Below are 16,156 nucleotides of genomic sequence, written 5' to 3' on the forward strand. Positions count from 1 at the left end.
AAGCTTTACCGGTGGTCCACCGGCGCTGCGCCGGCATATGTCAAATCATGGAGACAAGCAATGACCCGACTCTCGACCCATCTGATCGGCGCCGCACTGTCTGGCCTGGCGCTGACCAGTGCGACCGCGTCCTTCGCCGCGCCCAGCGGCACGGTGGCGTTCCTGATGCCCGACCACGCGTCGACGCGCTACGAGCAGCATGATTTCCCCGGCTTCAAGGCGGAAATGGCGAAGCTCTGCGCCGGCTGCAAGGTGCTGTACCAGAACGCGAATGCCGATGCCTCGACCCAGCAGCAACAGTTCAATTCGGTGATCGCGCAGGGCGCGAAGGTGATCGTGCTCGATCCGGTCGACTCGACGGCGGCGGCTTCGCTGGTGCATATGGCGCAAAGCCAGGGGATCAAGGTGATTGCCTACGATCGGCCGGTGCCGTCTACGCCCGCGGACTATTACGTCTCGTTCGACAACGAGGAGATCGGCAAATCGATTGCGCAATCGCTCGTGCAGCACCTGAAAGACGTGGGCGTGGCGGGCGGCAAGGGCGGCGTGCTCGAAGTCAACGGCTCGCCCACCGATGCGGCGGCGGGCCTGATCAGGAAGGGCATACACGAAGGGCTGGAAGGCGGCGGCTACAAGACGCTGTCCGAATACGACACGCCGGAATGGGCGCCGCCCAAGGCCCAGCAATGGGTGAGCGGGCAGATCACGCGTTTCGGCTCGCAGATCGTCGGCGTGGTCGCCGCCAACGACGGCACGGCGGGCGGCACCATCGCCGCGTTCAAGGCGGCCGGCGTCAATCCGGTGCCGCCCGTGACCGGCAATGACGCGACGCTCGCTGGCCTGCAGCTGATCGTGGCGGGTGACCAGTACAACACGATCCTCAAGCCGAGCGAGATCGTCGCGGCTGCCGCGGCCAAGGTCGCCGTGGGCTTCCTTTCTGGCGAGAAGCCCAAGGGCGAAACGACGCTCTTCAACACGCCGTCGCAGCTCTTCAAGCCGGCCGTCATCACCGCGAAGAACCTCAAGGCCGAGGTGGTCGACAAGGGCTTTACGAGCGCGAAGGAGTTGTGCGCCGGGCGCTACGCAGACGGCTGCAAGAAGCTTGGCATCGCGAATTGATTAGCGATGCAGACCGATGGGGGCGCGGTGGCAGCCGTCCCCCGGGCTTTACAGAGAGCAGGCAAGTTCATGACTGAGTCCATGATCGAGAATTCCGGTGCCGCGCGGGGCGAACTCGTGCTGAGTCTGCGCGGCATCTCGAAGCACTTCGGCGCGGTCTCCGCGCTCACGGACATCGAACTCGACGTCCACGCAGGCGAAGTGGTGGCCCTCGTGGGCGACAACGGCGCCGGCAAATCGACGCTCGTGAAGGTGCTGGCCGGCGTCCATCAACCGAGCGCGGGCACGATCACGTTCCGCGGCCAGCCGGTCACGCTGACCGATCCGGCCACGGCGCTCGACCTCGGCATTGCGACGGTGTTTCAGGACCTCGCGCTGTGCGAGAACCTCGATGTCGTCGCCAACATTTTTCTTGGCCGCGAGCTGAGTCCGATGCGCCTCGACGAAGTGCAGATGGAAGTGCGCGCGTGGACGCTGCTCAACGAACTGTCGGCGCGCATTCCCGATGTGCGCGACGTGGTGGCCTCGCTCTCCGGCGGCCAGCGCCAGACGGTGGCGATCGCGCGTTCGCTGTTGCTGGACCCGAAGCTGATCATGCTCGACGAGCCCACGGCGGCGCTCGGCGTGGCCCAGACGGCCGAGGTGCTGAACCTGATCGAGCGCGTGCGCGAGCGCGGCCACGCGGTCATCATGATCAGCCACAACATGGAGGACGTGCGCGCCGTGGCGGACCGCATCGTCGTATTGCGGCTCGGCCGCAACAACGGCGTGTTCTATCCCGATTCCTCGAATGCGGAGCTGGTCGCCGCCATTACGGGCGCCACCGAAAACGCGGTGTCGCGCCGCGCCGGACGGCGGGCAGCCGAGCAGAACGCCAGGCACGACGCGCAATGAAAGGAACGATCATGAGCAAGGAAACACAGGGCGCCACGCCGCCCCCGCTGCTCGACCGCAGCGATGTGCGTGTCAAGCATGCGAGCGGCGTGGGAGAAAGCCTCTCCGCTTTCGTCGACCGGATCCGCTCGGGCGACCTCGGGTCGCTGCCGGTCATCGTCGGCCTCATCATCATCTGGACGGTGTTCACGAGCCTGAACCCGGTTTTTCTGTCCGCCAACAACCTCGTGAATCTGCTGTTCGATTGCTCCACGGTCGGCGTCATTTCGCTTGGCATTGTCTGTGTGCTGCTGGTCGGCGAAATCGATCTTTCGGTGGGGTCGATGAGCGGTTTCGCTTCGGCGCTGCTGGGACTGTTGTGGGTGAACGAGGGCTGGCCGGTGTGGCTGACCATTGCCGCCGCGATCGTCGTCGGCGGCGTGATCGGCGCGCTCTACGCGCTGCTGCTGAACCGCCTGGGCATGCCGAGTTTCGTGTCGACGCTTGCCGGGCTGCTGGCGATACTCGGCATGCAACTCTACGTGCTCGGCTCGGATGGCTCGATCAACTTGCCATACGGCTCGACCATGGTGAATTTCGGTCAACTGATGATCATCCCTGCCGTTGTCTCGCACGGGCTGGCGTTGCTGCCGGGGCTTGCGATGGTGGTGCTCGGACTGCGCACGCGTGAACGCCGCCGCGCCGCCCGTCTCTCGGCTCCGTCGGTGAGCGGCCTGCTCGTGCGTGCGGCGCTCATGACGCTGTTTCTCGAACTCGTGGTGTCCTATCTCGACCAGGGGCGCGGCGTGCCGCTGATGTTCGGCGTGTTTCTCGGGCTGACGGTCGCGATGAACTACGCGCTCACGCGCACGCGCTGGGGGCGCTCGATGAACGCCGTGGGCGGCAATCGCGAAGCCGCGCGGCGCGCCGGCATCAATGTGCGGCGCATCTATACGAGCGCCTTCGTGCTGTGCGCGGCGCTGGCGGCGCTGGGCGGCGTGCTCACGGCGGCGCGCCTTGCCTCGGCGAGCCAGCAGGCCGGCACCGGCGACGTCAACCTCAACGCCATCGCGGCGGCCGTGATCGGCGGCACCAGCCTGTTCGGCGGGCGCGGCAGCGCCTGGTCCGCGGTGCTCGGGATCATCGTGATCCAGTCGATCGCAAGCGGTCTCACGCTCCTCAATCTGTCTTCGTCGCTGCGTTTCATGATCACCGGCGCGGTGCTCGCCATTGCGGTGATCGTCGATTCGCTGGCGCGCCGCTCGCGTGTCACGCACGGCCGCGCGTAATCCCATGCATCCTGGAGAGTCGTTCATGTCTGAATCCATGAAGGGGAAAGTGGCCGCCATTACCGGAGCGGCGTCGGGTATCGGCTTCGAGTGCGCCCGCGCACTGGTCGGGGAGGGCGCAAAGGTCGTGTTGATCGACCGCGCGAAGGACCGGCTGGATGCCTGCTGTGCGGAGCTGGGGCCGAATGCGCTGCCCTTGCAGGTGGATCTGCTGCAGGGCGCCGAGGTGTCGGGCATGCTGCCGAAGATCCTTCAGCTAGGCGGCGGACTCGACATCTTTCACGCGAATGCGGGCGCCTATATCGGCGGCGAGGTGGTGAGCGGCAACCCCGACGAATGGGATCGCATGCTGAACCTGAACATCAACGCGGCGTTTCGCAGCGTTCACGCGGTGCTGCCGCACATGGTCGCCCAGCGCACGGGCGACATCCTGTTCACGAGCTCGATCGCGGGCATCGTGCCGGTCGTGTGGGAGCCGATCTATACGGCGTCCAAATTCGCCGTGCAGGCCTTCGTGCACACCACGCGCCGCCAGGTCGCCAAATATGGCGTGCGGGTGGGGGCGGTCGCGCCCGGCCCGGTCGTCACGGCGCTGCTCGACGACTGGCCGCAGGCCAAGATGGAGGAAGCCCTGGCCGCCGGCAGTCTGATGCAGCCGAAGGAGGTCGCCGATGCGGTCGTCTTCATGCTGACGCGGCCGCGCAACGTGACCATTCGCGATCTCGTGATCCTGCCCAACAGCGTGGATCTCTGAGCGGCCCCGCTCATAGCATCGCTTCCTCACCTCATCGGACAGACCCACTGCAATGACCTCAGCGAACCTGGAGAGTGCGGCATCGGGCGCTGCGCGCGGCGCGCGCTACGTGATCGGCGTGGACGTGGGCACGGGCAGCGCGCGCGCCGGCGTTTTCGATGCGAACGGCGTCATGGCGGCGTCGGCGAAGCACGACATCAGCGTGTTTCATTCGAGCGGCTCGATCGTCGAGCAGTCGAGCACGCAGATCTGGCACGCCGTCTGCAGCGCCGTGCGCGATGCGCTGGCGGCGGCTGCGCTCGCGCCGGACGCCATCGCCGGCATCAGCTTCGATGCGACCTGCTCGCTGGTCGTGCTGGGCGAAGGCGGGCGGCCGTTGCCCGTCGGGCCCACGGAAGACGTCGAGCGCGACATCATCGTGTGGATGGACCATCGCGCCGTCGATCAGGCGCACCGCATCAACGCGACGCGCCACGAGGTGCTGCGCTTCGTCGGGGGCACGATCTCGCCGGAAATGGAGACCCCGAAGCTGCTGTGGCTGCTGGAGCATCGCCCGCACGTGTTCGAGGCCGCGTGGCAGTTCTTCGACCTGACCGATTTCCTCACGTGGCGCGCGAGTGGCGATCTGGCGCGCTCCACCTGCACCGTGACCTGCAAATGGACCTATCTCGCGCACGAGCGGCGCTGGGACGAGAGCTACTTTCGCACGGTGGGGCTGGGCGCGCTCGCCGACGAGGGCTTCGCGCGCATCGGACAGCGCGTGGTCGAACCGGGGACGTCGCTCGGGAGCGGGTTGACGCCGCAAGCCGCAGCCGAGCTCGGTCTGCTGGCGGGGACGCCGGTGGCCGCCGGCGTGATCGATGCGCACGCGGGCGGCATCGGCACGGTGGGCGCCGATGGCGCGCCCGAGGCCTGTCTTGCCTACGTGTTCGGCACCTCGTCGTGCACGATGACCACCACGCGCGAGCCGGTCTTCGTGCCCGGCGTGTGGGGGCCGTATTTTTCGGCGATGGTGCCGCAGACCTGGCTGAACGAAGGTGGGCAATCGGTCACCGGCGCGGCGATCGAGCGGCTCATCGGCATGCATCCGTTGGCGCACGAGATGCAGGCTCGCGCGGCACAGGCCGGCCAGTCGCTGCCCGCCATGCTCGCGGGGCTGGCGGTGCAGGCGTCCGACTCGCTTTCGGGGGCGGTGAGGCTGGCACGGGACCTCCATGTGGTGCCCGAATTCCTCGGCAATCGCGCGCCGTTCGCCGACCCGCACGCGAGGGCGGTCATCGCGGGCCTGGGCATGGAGACGGACCTCGAGAGTCTCGTCGCGCTTTATGTGGCGGGTGTCTGCAGCATTGGTTACGGCCTGCGCCAGATCATCGAAGCCCAGGCGGCGGCGGGCGCGCCGGTCGAGCGCATTGTGATCAGCGGCGGCGCGGGGCGGCTGGGGCTGGTGAGCCAGTTGCTGGCCGACGCGACGGCCACGCCGGTGCTCGTGACCGAGGCGGAGGAACCCGTGCTGCTGGGTGCCGCGATGCTGGGCGCGGTGGCGGCCGGCCTGTTCGACGACCTGCAACAGGCGATGTCGCGCATGTCGCGGATCGGCACGATCCATTCGCCCGCGACCGGCGAGATTGCCGCGCTGCACGACGCGCGATATGCGGCGTTCAGGCAGTTGCAGGACCTCGCGAGGGCCATTCGCCAGACGCCGGCCTGATTGCTTCATAGGCGCTGCAAGGCCGCAGCTTTGTGTGATCGGGCGATAGACGCCCAGACAGGATTGTAACTGATGTTGTCATGATTATTTCATCGGTATAGGATCGATGAGAGAAAGCTAACGCTATTTGATGTGCATCCCACAAATTCACGCCCTGTCCATGTCAGAAGCTTCAACGAATTCGCTTGTCGCGTTGCATAGCGCAGTTGCCGGGCGCGCCGCACGCAATGCCGGTGTGGCGTTCGATGCGGCGTGGCTCGATGGGTTGCGCGTCAATCAGTCGGCTGTCGAGCGGCGCACCGCCACGCTGGGCACGCGCCGCGCCGTCAAGAAAGACGCCCAGGCCGCCTGGCTCCTGAAGGCGGTGACCTGCATCGACCTCACCACGCTCAACGGCGACGACACCGAAGGCCGCGTGCGCCGCCTTTGCTCGAAGGCGCGCCGTCCCGTGCGCGCAGACCTGCTCGCGGCGCTCGGCTTTGCGCCCGAGGCGATCGCCACCGGCGCCGTGTGCGTCTACCACCGGTTCGTGGCCGCCGCCGTGGATGCGCTGGCGGGCAGCGGCATTCCTGTGGCTGCGGTCTCCACGGGGTTTCCGGCAGGCCTCAATCCGCACGCGCTCAAGCTCAGGGAAATCGAAGCTTCGGTGGCGGACGGCGCGCGGGAGATCGATATCGTCGTGACGCGCGAGCATGTGCTGACGGGCAACTGGCGAGCGCTCTACGACGAGGTGCGCGAGTTTCGCGCCGCCTGTGGCGATGCCCACCTCAAGGCGATTCTCGCCACCGGCGACATTCGCGTGCTGTCGAATATCGCCAGGGCGTCGATGGTCTGCATGATGGCGGGCGCGGATTTCATCAAGACGTCCACCGGCAAGGAAGGGACCAACGCGACCCTCGACGTGTCGCTCGTCATGGTGCGCATGATCCGCGAGTACCGCGATCGCACTGGCGCACGGGTGGGCTTCAAGCCTGCGGGCGGGGTATCGAACGCGAAAACCGCGCTCGCGTACCAGATCCTCATGAAGGAAGAGCTGGGGCGTGCGTGGCTTGAGCCCGAGCTGTTCCGTTTCGGCGCGTCGAGCCTGCTCGCCGATATCGAGCGGCAGCTCGAACACCATGTGAGCGGCCGCTATTCGGCCTATCACCGCCACCCCCTAGCCTGAGCAGATCAGACCGATGAGCGTAGCCGAGTATTTTCGAACCATGGATTACGGTCCCGTGCCCGAGGACGATCAGCCCGTGCGCGCGTGGCTGGCGCAGCACGAGGCGCAATTCGGGCATTTCATTGACGGCGAGTGGCGCGGGCGCGAGTCAGGCGCGCGTTTCGAGGTGCGCGCGCCGGCCACGGGCGAAACGCTCGCGGCGGTGGCGCAGGGCGATGCGGCCGACGTGGCCGCCGCCGTTGCCGCGGCGCGCGCGGCGCAGTCCGGATGGTTCGCGATGGGGGGAGCGGCGCGCGCGCGGCATCTCTACGCGCTCTCGCGCATGGTGCAGCGGCATAGCCGGTTGTTCGCGGTGCTCGAAGCGCTCGACAACGGCAAGCCGATTCGCGAAGCGCGCGACATCGACGTGCCGCTGGTCGCGCGTCATTTCCTCTATCATGCGGGCTGGGCACAACTTCAGGATGACGAACTAACTGGCTGGTCGCCGCATGGCGTGATTGGCCAGATCGTGCCGTGGAATTTCCCGCTGCTGATGCTCGCGTGGAAAGTGGCGCCCGCCATCGCGCTTGGCAACTGCGTGGTGCTCAAGCCCGCCGAGTACACGCCGCTCACCGCTCTCCTGTTCGCGGAGCTGGCGCATCGCGCGGGGCTGCCGAAGGGCGTGCTCAACGTGGTGACGGGCGATGGCAGCACGGGCGCCGCGCTCGCCGCGCATCCCGGCGTCGACAAGATCGCCTTTACCGGCTCGACCGAAGTGGGCCGCGCCATCCGCATCGCGACGGCAGGCACGGGTCAATCACTCACGCTCGAACTGGGCGGCAAGTCGCCGTTCATCGTTTTCGACGACGCGGATCTCGACGGTGCCGTGGAAGGCGTGGTGGACGCCATCTGGTTCAACCAGGGGCAGGTGTGTTGCGCCGGTTCGCGCCTGCTGGTGCAGGAAGGCGTCGAAGCGCGCTTTCTGGCGAAGCTCAAGCGCCGCATGGCGACGCTGCGCGTGGGGCCTTCGCTCGACAAGGGCATCGACATCGGCGCGATCGTCGATCCGGTGCAGCTCGAACGCATCGAGACGCTGGTCGAGGCAGGAAGGCGCGAGGGCTGCGGCATCTGGCAGCCGCACGAAGTCGAACTGCCCGCTGTCGGCTGCTTTTATCCGCCCACGCTCGTGACCGGAGTCGGGCCCGCATCGACGCTCGCGCAGGAGGAAATCTTCGGACCCGTGCTCGCGGCCATGAGCTTTCGCACGCCCGAAGAGGCGGTGGCGCTTGCGAATAACTCGCGTTATGGACTTGCCGCGAGCGTGTGGAGCGAGACCATCGGCCGCGCGCTCGACATCGCGCCGCGGCTGCAATGCGGCGTGGTGTGGATCAACGCGACGAATCTGTTCGACGCGAGCGTGGGCTTTGGCGGCTACCGAGAGTCGGGCTTCGGCCGCGAGGGTGGGCGAGAGGGCGTGTACGAATATTTGAAGCCCGCTGCCTGGAGCCAGTTGCCGATGCGCGTGCCGCGCGAAACGAAAGCGGACGTGCTGTACGCTACGGCAGCGAGTTCGGGATCGGAACTGGATCGTACTGCCAAGCTTTTCATTGGCGGCAAGCAAGTGCGGCCCGATAGCGGCTACTCGCATGCCGTGTTCGCGCCGCGTGGCGAATGGGTGGGCGAAGTCGGCGCGGGCAGCCGCAAGGACGTGCGCGATGCGGTAGCGGCCGCGCGCGGCGCGAGCAAGTGGACGCAGATGAGCGCGCACGGCCGCGCCCAAGTGCTTTACTACCTCGCGGAGAACCTGAGTGCGCGCGCCGGGGAATTCGCCCGGCAGCTTGTGCGTCGCGCTGGCCAGGACGCGCACGCGGCGCAGCGCGAAGTGGAGGCGGCTATCGACCGTCTGTTCAGCTACGCAGCATGGGCCGACAAATTCGATGGCGCGGTGCGCACGCCGCCCTTGCGCGGCGTTGCGCTGGCGATGCACGAACCGCTGGGCGTGATCGGCATTGCCTGCCCCGACGAAGCGCCGCTGCTCGCCTTCGTTTCGCTGATCGCCCCTGCGCTGGCGATGGGCAATCGCGTGGTCGCGCTGGCGAGCGAGGCGTGTCCGCTTGCCGCCACGGACTTCTATCAGGTTGTGGAAACATCGGACGTGCCCGCAGGCGCGCTGAACATCCTGACCGGCGAGCGCGCAGCGCTGCTGCCGGCGCTCGCCCGGCACGACGACGTGGACGCGCTCTGGTGCTTCGGCCCGGCGGCCGACTCGGCACTCGTGGAGCGAGAATCGGTGGGCAATCTCAAGCGGACCTTCGTCGATCATGGCCGTCAGATGGACTGGTTCGAGCGGACCAGCGCCGGTTTGGCGATCCTGCGCCAGGCCGTGCAAGTGAAGAACATCTGGATACCGTACGGCGACTGAGTGCCATCTGAGCGCCAACTGGACGCCAACTGAGCGCCAGCTGTCCGACAAGGAGACAACATGCTGAAGAGTCTGCATCCGCTTCTTGACGCCCGCGCGCCGCGCGCGAAGGAGCCGCGGCGATGAGCGGGCGCGTCGTCATACTCGGCATCTACGTGACCGATCTCGCGTTCCGCGCGAGCCGCATGCCGATGATCGGTGAAACGCTCGCCGGATCGGCGTTCGCGATGGGGCCGGGCGGCAAGGGCTCGAATCAGGCGGTGGCGGCAGCGCGCGCGGGCGCGCAGGTGGTGTTCTGCACGCGGGTGGGCAACGATGCGTTCGGCGAGATCGCGCGCGCCACCTGGGCCGCCGAAGGCATTACGGCGCGCGCAAGGGCCGTGGAAGGCCTTGCCACGGGAGCCGCGCACATCTTCGTGGACGATACGACCGGCATGAACGCGATCATCGTCGCGGCGGGCGCGGCGGGGACGATGGAGCCCGGCGACGCCGACGCGATCGAGGCCGATATTGCGGTCTGCCAGGTATTCGTGACGCAACTCGAGCAGCCGCTCGCGGCGGCGCGGCGCGGTCTGGAGCTGGCACGCCGCCACGGCGTGAAGACCGTGTTCAATCCGGCGCCGGCCATGCCGCTGCCCGACGACATTTTTCCGCTCTGCGATTACGTCACGCCCAATGAAACCGAGGCCGCAGCGCTGACGGGCATCGAAGTCCACAACGCCGAAGACGCGCGCCGCGCAGCCGACGTGCTGCTTGCGAAAGGCGCGGGCGCAGTGATCGTGACGCTGGGCGAAGCGGGTGCGCTGCTCCATGCGCGCGATGCTTCGGTGCTGCTGCCGGCATTCCATTGCGGCCCGGTAGTGGAAACCGCGGGCGCGGGCGACGGATTCACGGGCGGCTTTGCCGCCGCGCTCGCGCGCGGCGAGGATCCGCTCTCTGCCACCCGCTTCGGCTGCGCGCTCGCCGGCATTTCCGTGACGCGGCCGGGCACGGCGCCCTCCATGCCGCGACGCGAGGAAGTCGACGCGATGCTCGCGCAGTGCAGCGCCGCGGCGCATTGAGCATCGAACGCTGCAATTTCACAGCAAAGGACGAGGTCCATGAAGCCTGCTCTCCTGGCCCGCTGGTTCGGCGACCGGCAGTTGAACTTCCTGCTGGTGGTGAACCTGCTCGTCGTGCTGGTCGCGGTGTGGGTGTCGCGCGGCCAGTTCGTCGGCATCGACAATCTGCAGTCGATGAGCGCGCAACTTCCCGAAGTCGCCCTGCTCGCGCTCGGCATCATGCTCTCCATGCTCTCGGGCAATGGCGGCATCGACCTCTCCGGCGTGGGGCTCGCGAACCTCTCCGGCATGATCGCCGCGCTGGTGGTGCCGCGCCTCGTGAGCGGCGACGACTCGCCCGCGCTCTATACGGCGCTCTTTTGCGCAATCGTGGTGGGCATGGGGCTGCTTGGCGGCTTGCTCAACGGCGTGGTGATTGCGCGCCTCGGGCTCACGCCCATTCTGTGCACGCTCGGCACGCAGCTGCTTTTCACGGGCTTTGCCGTGGCGCTCAGCAATGGCGCCTCGGTGCACGTGGACTATGTCGAGCCGCTTGCGGATATCAGCAACGGCACGTTTTTCCAGGTGCCGATTTCGTTCCTGCTGTTCGTCGCCGTGGTCGTGCTGCTAGGGTGGCTCCTCAGGCGCACGCCGTTCGGGCTGCGTCTCTATCTGATGGGCACGAATCAGCGCGCGGCCTTTTATGCGGGCATTCCGCGCGCGCGCATGCTGATCACGACCTATGCGATGTGCGGCGTGCTCGCCTCGCTCGCCGGCCTCGTGAGCGTCTCGCACACGCTCAGCGCGAAATGGGACTACGGCAATTCGTATCTGCTGATTGCGATTCTGATTGCGGTGATGGGCGGCGTGAATCCGGCGGGCGGCTACGGACGCATCATCTGCGTATTTTTCGCCGCGACGGTGCTGCAGTTCCTTTCGAGCCTCTTCAACCTGATGGGCGTGTCGCAATTTTTTGGCGACTGCGCCTGGGGCTTTCTGCTGCTGCTCTCGCTCGCGTTCGCGGGCGGCGAGCGCGTGCGCGCGATTTTCGGCTTCACGGGGTCGCCGCCCGCCGCGCGGTCCGGCGAGAAAGGGCAGAAAGGACGGGCATCGGGCTGACCGGCTGGACCGTGCCGCAGGCGGGCCTCGCGCCTCGGAGGTCCGTCGCCAATCATTTCGGGGCGACAGCGAACAAAAAAGGAGACATCCGACATGAACTTCAAGAGACTCAGCGTGGCACTCACGGCTTGCGCGCTCGCGGCGAGCGCCGCGGCCGTTGCGTATGCGGCGGAAAATCCGACGATCGTGACCGTTGTGAAGGTGACCGGCATCAGCTGGTTCAATCGCATGGACGACGGCGTCAAGGAGTTCGGCAAGGACAATCCGGGCATCACGGTGTACCAGACAGGCCCTGGCCGCGCGGATGCCGCGCAGCAGCTCAAGATCATCGACGACCTGATCGCGAAGAAGGTCAGCGCGATCGCCGTCGTGCCGTATGATCCGCCCACGCTCGAGCCGGCGCTGAAGAAGGCGATGGATCGCGGCATCAAGGTGGTCACGCACGAGGCCGACAACGCGAAGAACACGATGGTCGACGTGGAGGCGTTCGACAATTCTGCCTACGGCGCCGCGCTCAACGACCGCCTCGCCGCCTGCATGCACGACGAAGGCAAATGGGCGACTATGGTCGGCTCGCTCGGCAGCCGCTCGCAGGTGCAATGGGCCAATGGCGGCATCGACAACGCGAAGAAGAAGTTCGCGAAGATGCAGCTCGTCGAGACGAATCTCGAGACCAACAACGACGGCGAGCACGCCTACGAAGTAGCCAAGGAAGTGCTGCGCAAGCACCCGGACCTCAAGGGCTTCCAGGGCTCGTCCTCGCTCGACGTGATCGGCATTGGCCGCGCCGTCGAGGAAGCGGGCCTGCAGGGCAAGATCTGCGTCTATGGCACGGGCTTGCCGACGGAGGCCGGAAAGTACCTCGAAAGCGGGGCGATCAACGGCATTGCGTTCTGGGACCCGAAGCTTGCCGGCGAGGCGATGAACAAAATCGCGAAGATGCTGATCGACGGCAAGACGGTGGAGAACGGCGCGAATCTCGGGCTGCCCGGCTATGAAAAGGTCACGGTGTCGAAGGGGCCGGGCAAGGGCATTATCGTGCGCGGCCAGGGCTGGGTCAGCGTCGACAAGTCGAACTACAAGCAATACAACTTCTGATCGGGAGAAGGTGGCGCGCGCAACGTTCGTCGAACGGGCGCGTGCCTCACCATCACGCCAAAACCCACTCGCGAAGAGTCAGCATATGGCTTCAGAACCGTTATTGCAGGTGCTTGACGTGCACAAGCGCTTTACCGGCGTGTACGCGCTGCGCGGCGTGACGCTCACGTTCGAGCGCGGCCAGATCTACCACCTGCTCGGCGAGAACGGATGCGGCAAGAGCACGCTCATCAAGATCATCTCGGGCGCGCAGCCGCCCGATGAAGGCGAGCTCGTGATCGACGGCGAGCGCCATGCGCGGCTCTCGCCGCTCGAATCGCTCGCGGCCGGCATCGAAACCGTCTATCAGGATCTATCGCTGCTGCCGAACATGAGCGTTGCCGAAAATGTGGGGCTCACGGCCGAACTGGCCGAGCACGGCGGACGCCTTGCCCGCACCTTCGACCGCCGCGAACTCGCGCAAACGGCCGCGCGCGCGCTCAAGGCCGTTGGCCTGCCGGGCGACGCCGACTTCCAGGCCACGCTCATCGAGCAGCTGCCGCTCGCGACGCGCCAGCTGGTGGCCATCGCGCGGGCGATAGCGAGCGAGGCGAAGTTCGTCATCATGGACGAGCCGACCACCTCGCTCACGCAGAAGGAAGTGACCAACCTGATTGCCGTGCTCGGCCAGTTGCGGGCGCAGGGCGTGACCGTGCTGTTTGTCAGCCACAAGCTCGACGAGTGCTACGCGATCGGCGGCGAGGTGATCGTGCTGCGCGATGGCCAGAAAGTCACGCAAGGCCCTATCGCCAACTACACCAAGGCGCAGCTGAGCGAACTGATGACGGGGCGCGCGCTTTCCCTCGAGCGTTATCGAGCCGCAGCGCCGGCTGCAGAAGTGCTGCTCGACGTTCGTGGCCTGGGCCGCGCGGGTCAGTTCGGCGAGGTGTCGTTCACGCTCCATCGGGGCGAGATTCTCGGCATCACGGGGCTGCTCGACTCGGGCCGCAACGAGCTGGCGCGCGCGCTTGCCGGCGTGGCGCCCGCCGACGCCGGCGAGATCGTGCTGGAAGGCCGCATCATCAAGCTTGCGACACCGGGCGACGCGCGGCGCGCGCGCATAGGCTATGTCCCGGAGGACCGTCTCAACGAAGGACTCTTTCTCGACAAGCCGATTCGCGACAACGTGATCACGGCAATGATCGCAGGCTTGCGTGATCGCTTCGGGCAGATCGACCGCGCGCGGGCTCGCGCCCTGGCGGAAGACACCGTGAAGGAATTGCAGATCGCCACGCCGGACGTGGAGAAGGCGGTGCAGTCGCTCTCGGGCGGCAACCAGCAGCGCGTGCTGATCGGCCGCTGGCTCGCCATCGACCCGCACGTGCTGATCCTGCACGGCCCGACCGTGGGTGTGGACGTCGGCTCGAAAGACATTATCTATCGCATCATGCAGCGGCTCTCGCAGCGCGGCATCGGCATTCTGCTCGTGAGCGACGACCTGCCCGAACTGCTGCAGAACTGCGACCGCGTGCTGATGATGCGTAAAGGGCGCCTCGCAGATGCTTACCGCGCCGAGGGGCTGACCGAGGCCCAGTTGTATCGCGCGCTGCTTGCCGAAGCGGCTTGAAGCAGCGGTTTGAAACAGCTGGCCGAAACACTTGCCGAGACTCGCATAACGTTTGACGGATCCCGCACGAGCATGAATCAGACAATGAGCACGCCATCCAACACCGTCGAAGTCGCGCGCCAGACCTTGCCGCTCAACTGGCGTGCAAAACTCGCCCGCAATCCCGAGTGGTTCACGCTCACGCTGATCGTCCTGACCTGCGTGATCGTCGCGTCGATCAACCCGCGCTTTCTCCAGTGGGCCACGCTGTTCGACCTGCTGCACTCGGCAACCATCACCTCGCTGTTCGCGCTCGGCACGCTTGTCGTGCTGGCATCGGGCGGCATCGACGTGTCGTTTACGGCCATCGGCGCGCTCACCATGTACGCGATCACGAAGGCCGTGTTCGCCTGGTGGCCTGATGCCCCGTTCGTGCTCATTCTGCTCACGGGCGCGGTGGGCGGCATCGTGCTCGGCGTGATCAACGGCGTGCTCGTGCACCGGCTGCAGGCGCCCTCGCTGATCGTGACGATCGGCACGCAATATCTCTATCGCGGACTGCTGCTGACTTTCATCGGCACGACCTTCTTCATGAACATTCCGCACAGCATGGACCACTTTGGCCGGACGCCGCTCATCGCGTACCAGACGGCCGACGGGCTGCATGCGGTGCTGCCGGTCTCCGCGCTCGCGCTCGTGGCGGCCGCGATTCTCACGTGGTGGCTGCTCAATCGCACGATGATGGGGCGCGGCGTGTATGCGATGGGAGGCAGCACGGCAATTGCGGAGCGGCTAGGCTTCAACCTGCGCGCGATACGGGTCTTCGTATTCGGCTATACGGGATTTCTGGCGGGCGTGGCCGGCATTCTGCACGTGTCGAATACGCGGCTGGCGAATCCGTTCGATCTCGTGGGGTCGGAGCTCGATGTGATTGCCGCCGTGATACTCGGCGGTGCGCGCATCACGGGCGGCAGCGGCACCGTGGCGGGCACGCTGCTGGGTGTCGCGCTGGTTACGCTAGTCAAGAATGTGCTCATTTTGATAGGCGTGCCGAGCACCTGGCAGAAGGTGATTGTGGGCGCGTTCATTCTGGTGGCCGGCACGCTGTTCGCGTTGCGCCGGCGCGGCTGAGCCTGTGCGTTGCAGCGCGCGGCCCGTGTAGTGAGTGCGTGGCGCGGGTAGTTATTCCGCGGGTAGTTGGCCTCACGCGCCGCGCGCGCGCAGCGTCTGGCCTTTCTCGGTGATGATCGAAGCGAAGTCTTCCATCTGCGAGAAGCGCCACGCTTTGACCACGCCATATTTGCTTGCGTCAACAACGAGATGGCTTTCGACGGCGCTGCTCATGGCGGCCTGCTTGAGCGGCACTTCGTGGGCGTTCCAGCACGTCACGCCGCGCGCGGCGTCCACGCCGCCGGCCGAAATGAACGCTTTGTTGATACCCATGCGCTTCAACATTTCGAGGCTTTCTTCGCCCGAGAACGAATCCGATGACGGCACGTACACGCCGCCCAGCAGAATCATGCGCACGTTCGGCATGCGTCGCAAAATCTCGGCCACGTTGAGCGAATAGCACACGGCTGTGATCTGCAATTGCGATGGGAGGAGCCGCGCGAGCGCGGCGAGCGTCGTGCCGCAGTCGATGAAAATGGTGTCGTTCTGCCCGATGAGCCGTGCCGCGTGCGCGGAGGCCTTTGCCTTCGCCTGCGCGAAGTGGTCTTTTTCGTGTTCGAGCGAATAGCCGCCCGTGTTCGGCACATCCTGGGCGCTCACGATATAGCCGCCCAGGTACGTAAAACGTTCCGGATGGGCGGCGATATCGCGCCGCACCGTCATTTCGGAGACGCCAAGCACGCTGGCTGCATCCCGCAAATGCATGACGTTATGCTTGGCGAGCGCGTCGGCAAGGGTGCGCAGCCGGTCGGTTTTGGTCATGAAGTAGGTGGTTCGGCAGAGCGCGATGGCAATCGTCGGCAACCGCCTGCAAATGCCGAACGTTACATTTGTG

Annotated in this window: 13 protein-coding genes; 12 read left to right on the forward strand and 1 reads right to left on the reverse strand. The window is 66.3% G+C overall.

Annotated features, from left to right (window positions below; genetic code table 11):
* Positions 1–60 precede the first annotated feature (60 nt).
* From P5W99_RS30395 to P5W99_RS30450, 12 genes are all read left to right on the forward strand, one after another.
* Positions 61–1,119, forward strand: coding sequence for an ABC transporter substrate-binding protein (locus P5W99_RS30395; protein ID WP_421027516.1), 1,059 nt, complete (start codon positions 61–63; stop codon positions 1,117–1,119).
* A gap of 69 nt (positions 1,120–1,188) precedes the next feature.
* Positions 1,189–2,013, forward strand: coding sequence for an ATP-binding cassette domain-containing protein (locus P5W99_RS30400; protein WP_421027517.1), 825 nt, complete (start codon positions 1,189–1,191; stop codon positions 2,011–2,013).
* 11 nt (positions 2,014–2,024) lie between these two features.
* Positions 2,025–3,281 (forward strand): sugar ABC transporter permease, encoded by a 1,257-nt coding sequence (locus P5W99_RS30405; RefSeq protein ID WP_421027518.1) that lies wholly within the window; start codon positions 2,025–2,027, stop codon positions 3,279–3,281.
* Between the two features lie 25 nt (positions 3,282–3,306).
* Positions 3,307–4,035 (forward strand): SDR family oxidoreductase, encoded by a 729-nt coding sequence (locus P5W99_RS30410; RefSeq protein WP_421027519.1) that lies wholly within the window; start codon positions 3,307–3,309, stop codon positions 4,033–4,035.
* Between the two features lie 52 nt (positions 4,036–4,087).
* A complete protein-coding gene (locus P5W99_RS30415; RefSeq protein ID WP_434664805.1) occupies positions 4,088–5,743 on the forward strand; it encodes an FGGY-family carbohydrate kinase in 1,656 nt (551 codons plus the stop codon).
* A gap of 160 nt (positions 5,744–5,903) precedes the next feature.
* Positions 5,904–6,908, forward strand: a complete 1,005-nt coding sequence (deoC, locus tag P5W99_RS30420) for a deoxyribose-phosphate aldolase (RefSeq protein WP_421027521.1) — start codon at positions 5,904–5,906, stop codon at positions 6,906–6,908.
* A 13-nt stretch (positions 6,909–6,921) separates the two neighbouring features.
* The gene (locus P5W99_RS30425) at positions 6,922–9,309 is read left to right on the forward strand and encodes an aldehyde dehydrogenase family protein (RefSeq protein ID WP_421027522.1); all 2,388 of its coding nucleotides are present in this window, start codon (positions 6,922–6,924) and stop codon (positions 9,307–9,309) included.
* Between the two features lie 122 nt (positions 9,310–9,431).
* Positions 9,432–10,370: a ribokinase gene (gene rbsK, locus P5W99_RS30430; RefSeq protein WP_434664806.1), complete on the forward strand. Its 939-nt coding sequence runs from the start codon at positions 9,432–9,434 to the stop codon at positions 10,368–10,370.
* A gap of 39 nt (positions 10,371–10,409) precedes the next feature.
* The gene (locus P5W99_RS30435; protein WP_421027524.1) at positions 10,410–11,468 is read left to right on the forward strand and encodes an ABC transporter permease; all 1,059 of its coding nucleotides are present in this window, start codon (positions 10,410–10,412) and stop codon (positions 11,466–11,468) included.
* 93 nt (positions 11,469–11,561) lie between these two features.
* Positions 11,562–12,566: an autoinducer 2 ABC transporter substrate-binding protein gene (locus P5W99_RS30440; RefSeq protein WP_421027525.1), complete on the forward strand. Its 1,005-nt coding sequence runs from the start codon at positions 11,562–11,564 to the stop codon at positions 12,564–12,566.
* An 85-nt stretch (positions 12,567–12,651) separates the two neighbouring features.
* Complete coding sequence (locus P5W99_RS30445; RefSeq protein WP_421027526.1) at positions 12,652–14,172, forward strand: sugar ABC transporter ATP-binding protein; 1,521 nt, start codon at positions 12,652–12,654, stop codon at positions 14,170–14,172.
* A gap of 72 nt (positions 14,173–14,244) precedes the next feature.
* Complete coding sequence (locus tag P5W99_RS30450; RefSeq protein ID WP_421027527.1) at positions 14,245–15,282, forward strand: ABC transporter permease; 1,038 nt, start codon at positions 14,245–14,247, stop codon at positions 15,280–15,282.
* Positions 15,283–15,354: 72 nt separating this feature from the next.
* Here the strand turns inward: P5W99_RS30450 and P5W99_RS30455 are convergent, their stop codons facing one another.
* Positions 15,355–16,083 carry a DeoR family transcriptional regulator gene (locus P5W99_RS30455; RefSeq protein ID WP_421027528.1) on the reverse strand — a complete coding sequence of 243 codons (729 nt, stop codon included), beginning with the start codon at positions 16,081–16,083 and terminating at the stop codon, positions 15,355–15,357.
* Positions 16,084–16,156: the final 73 nt, after the last annotated feature.

Source organism: Paraburkholderia sp. A3BS-1L, from assembly GCF_051125215.1.
GTDB lineage: Bacteria > Pseudomonadota > Gammaproteobacteria > Burkholderiales > Burkholderiaceae > Paraburkholderia.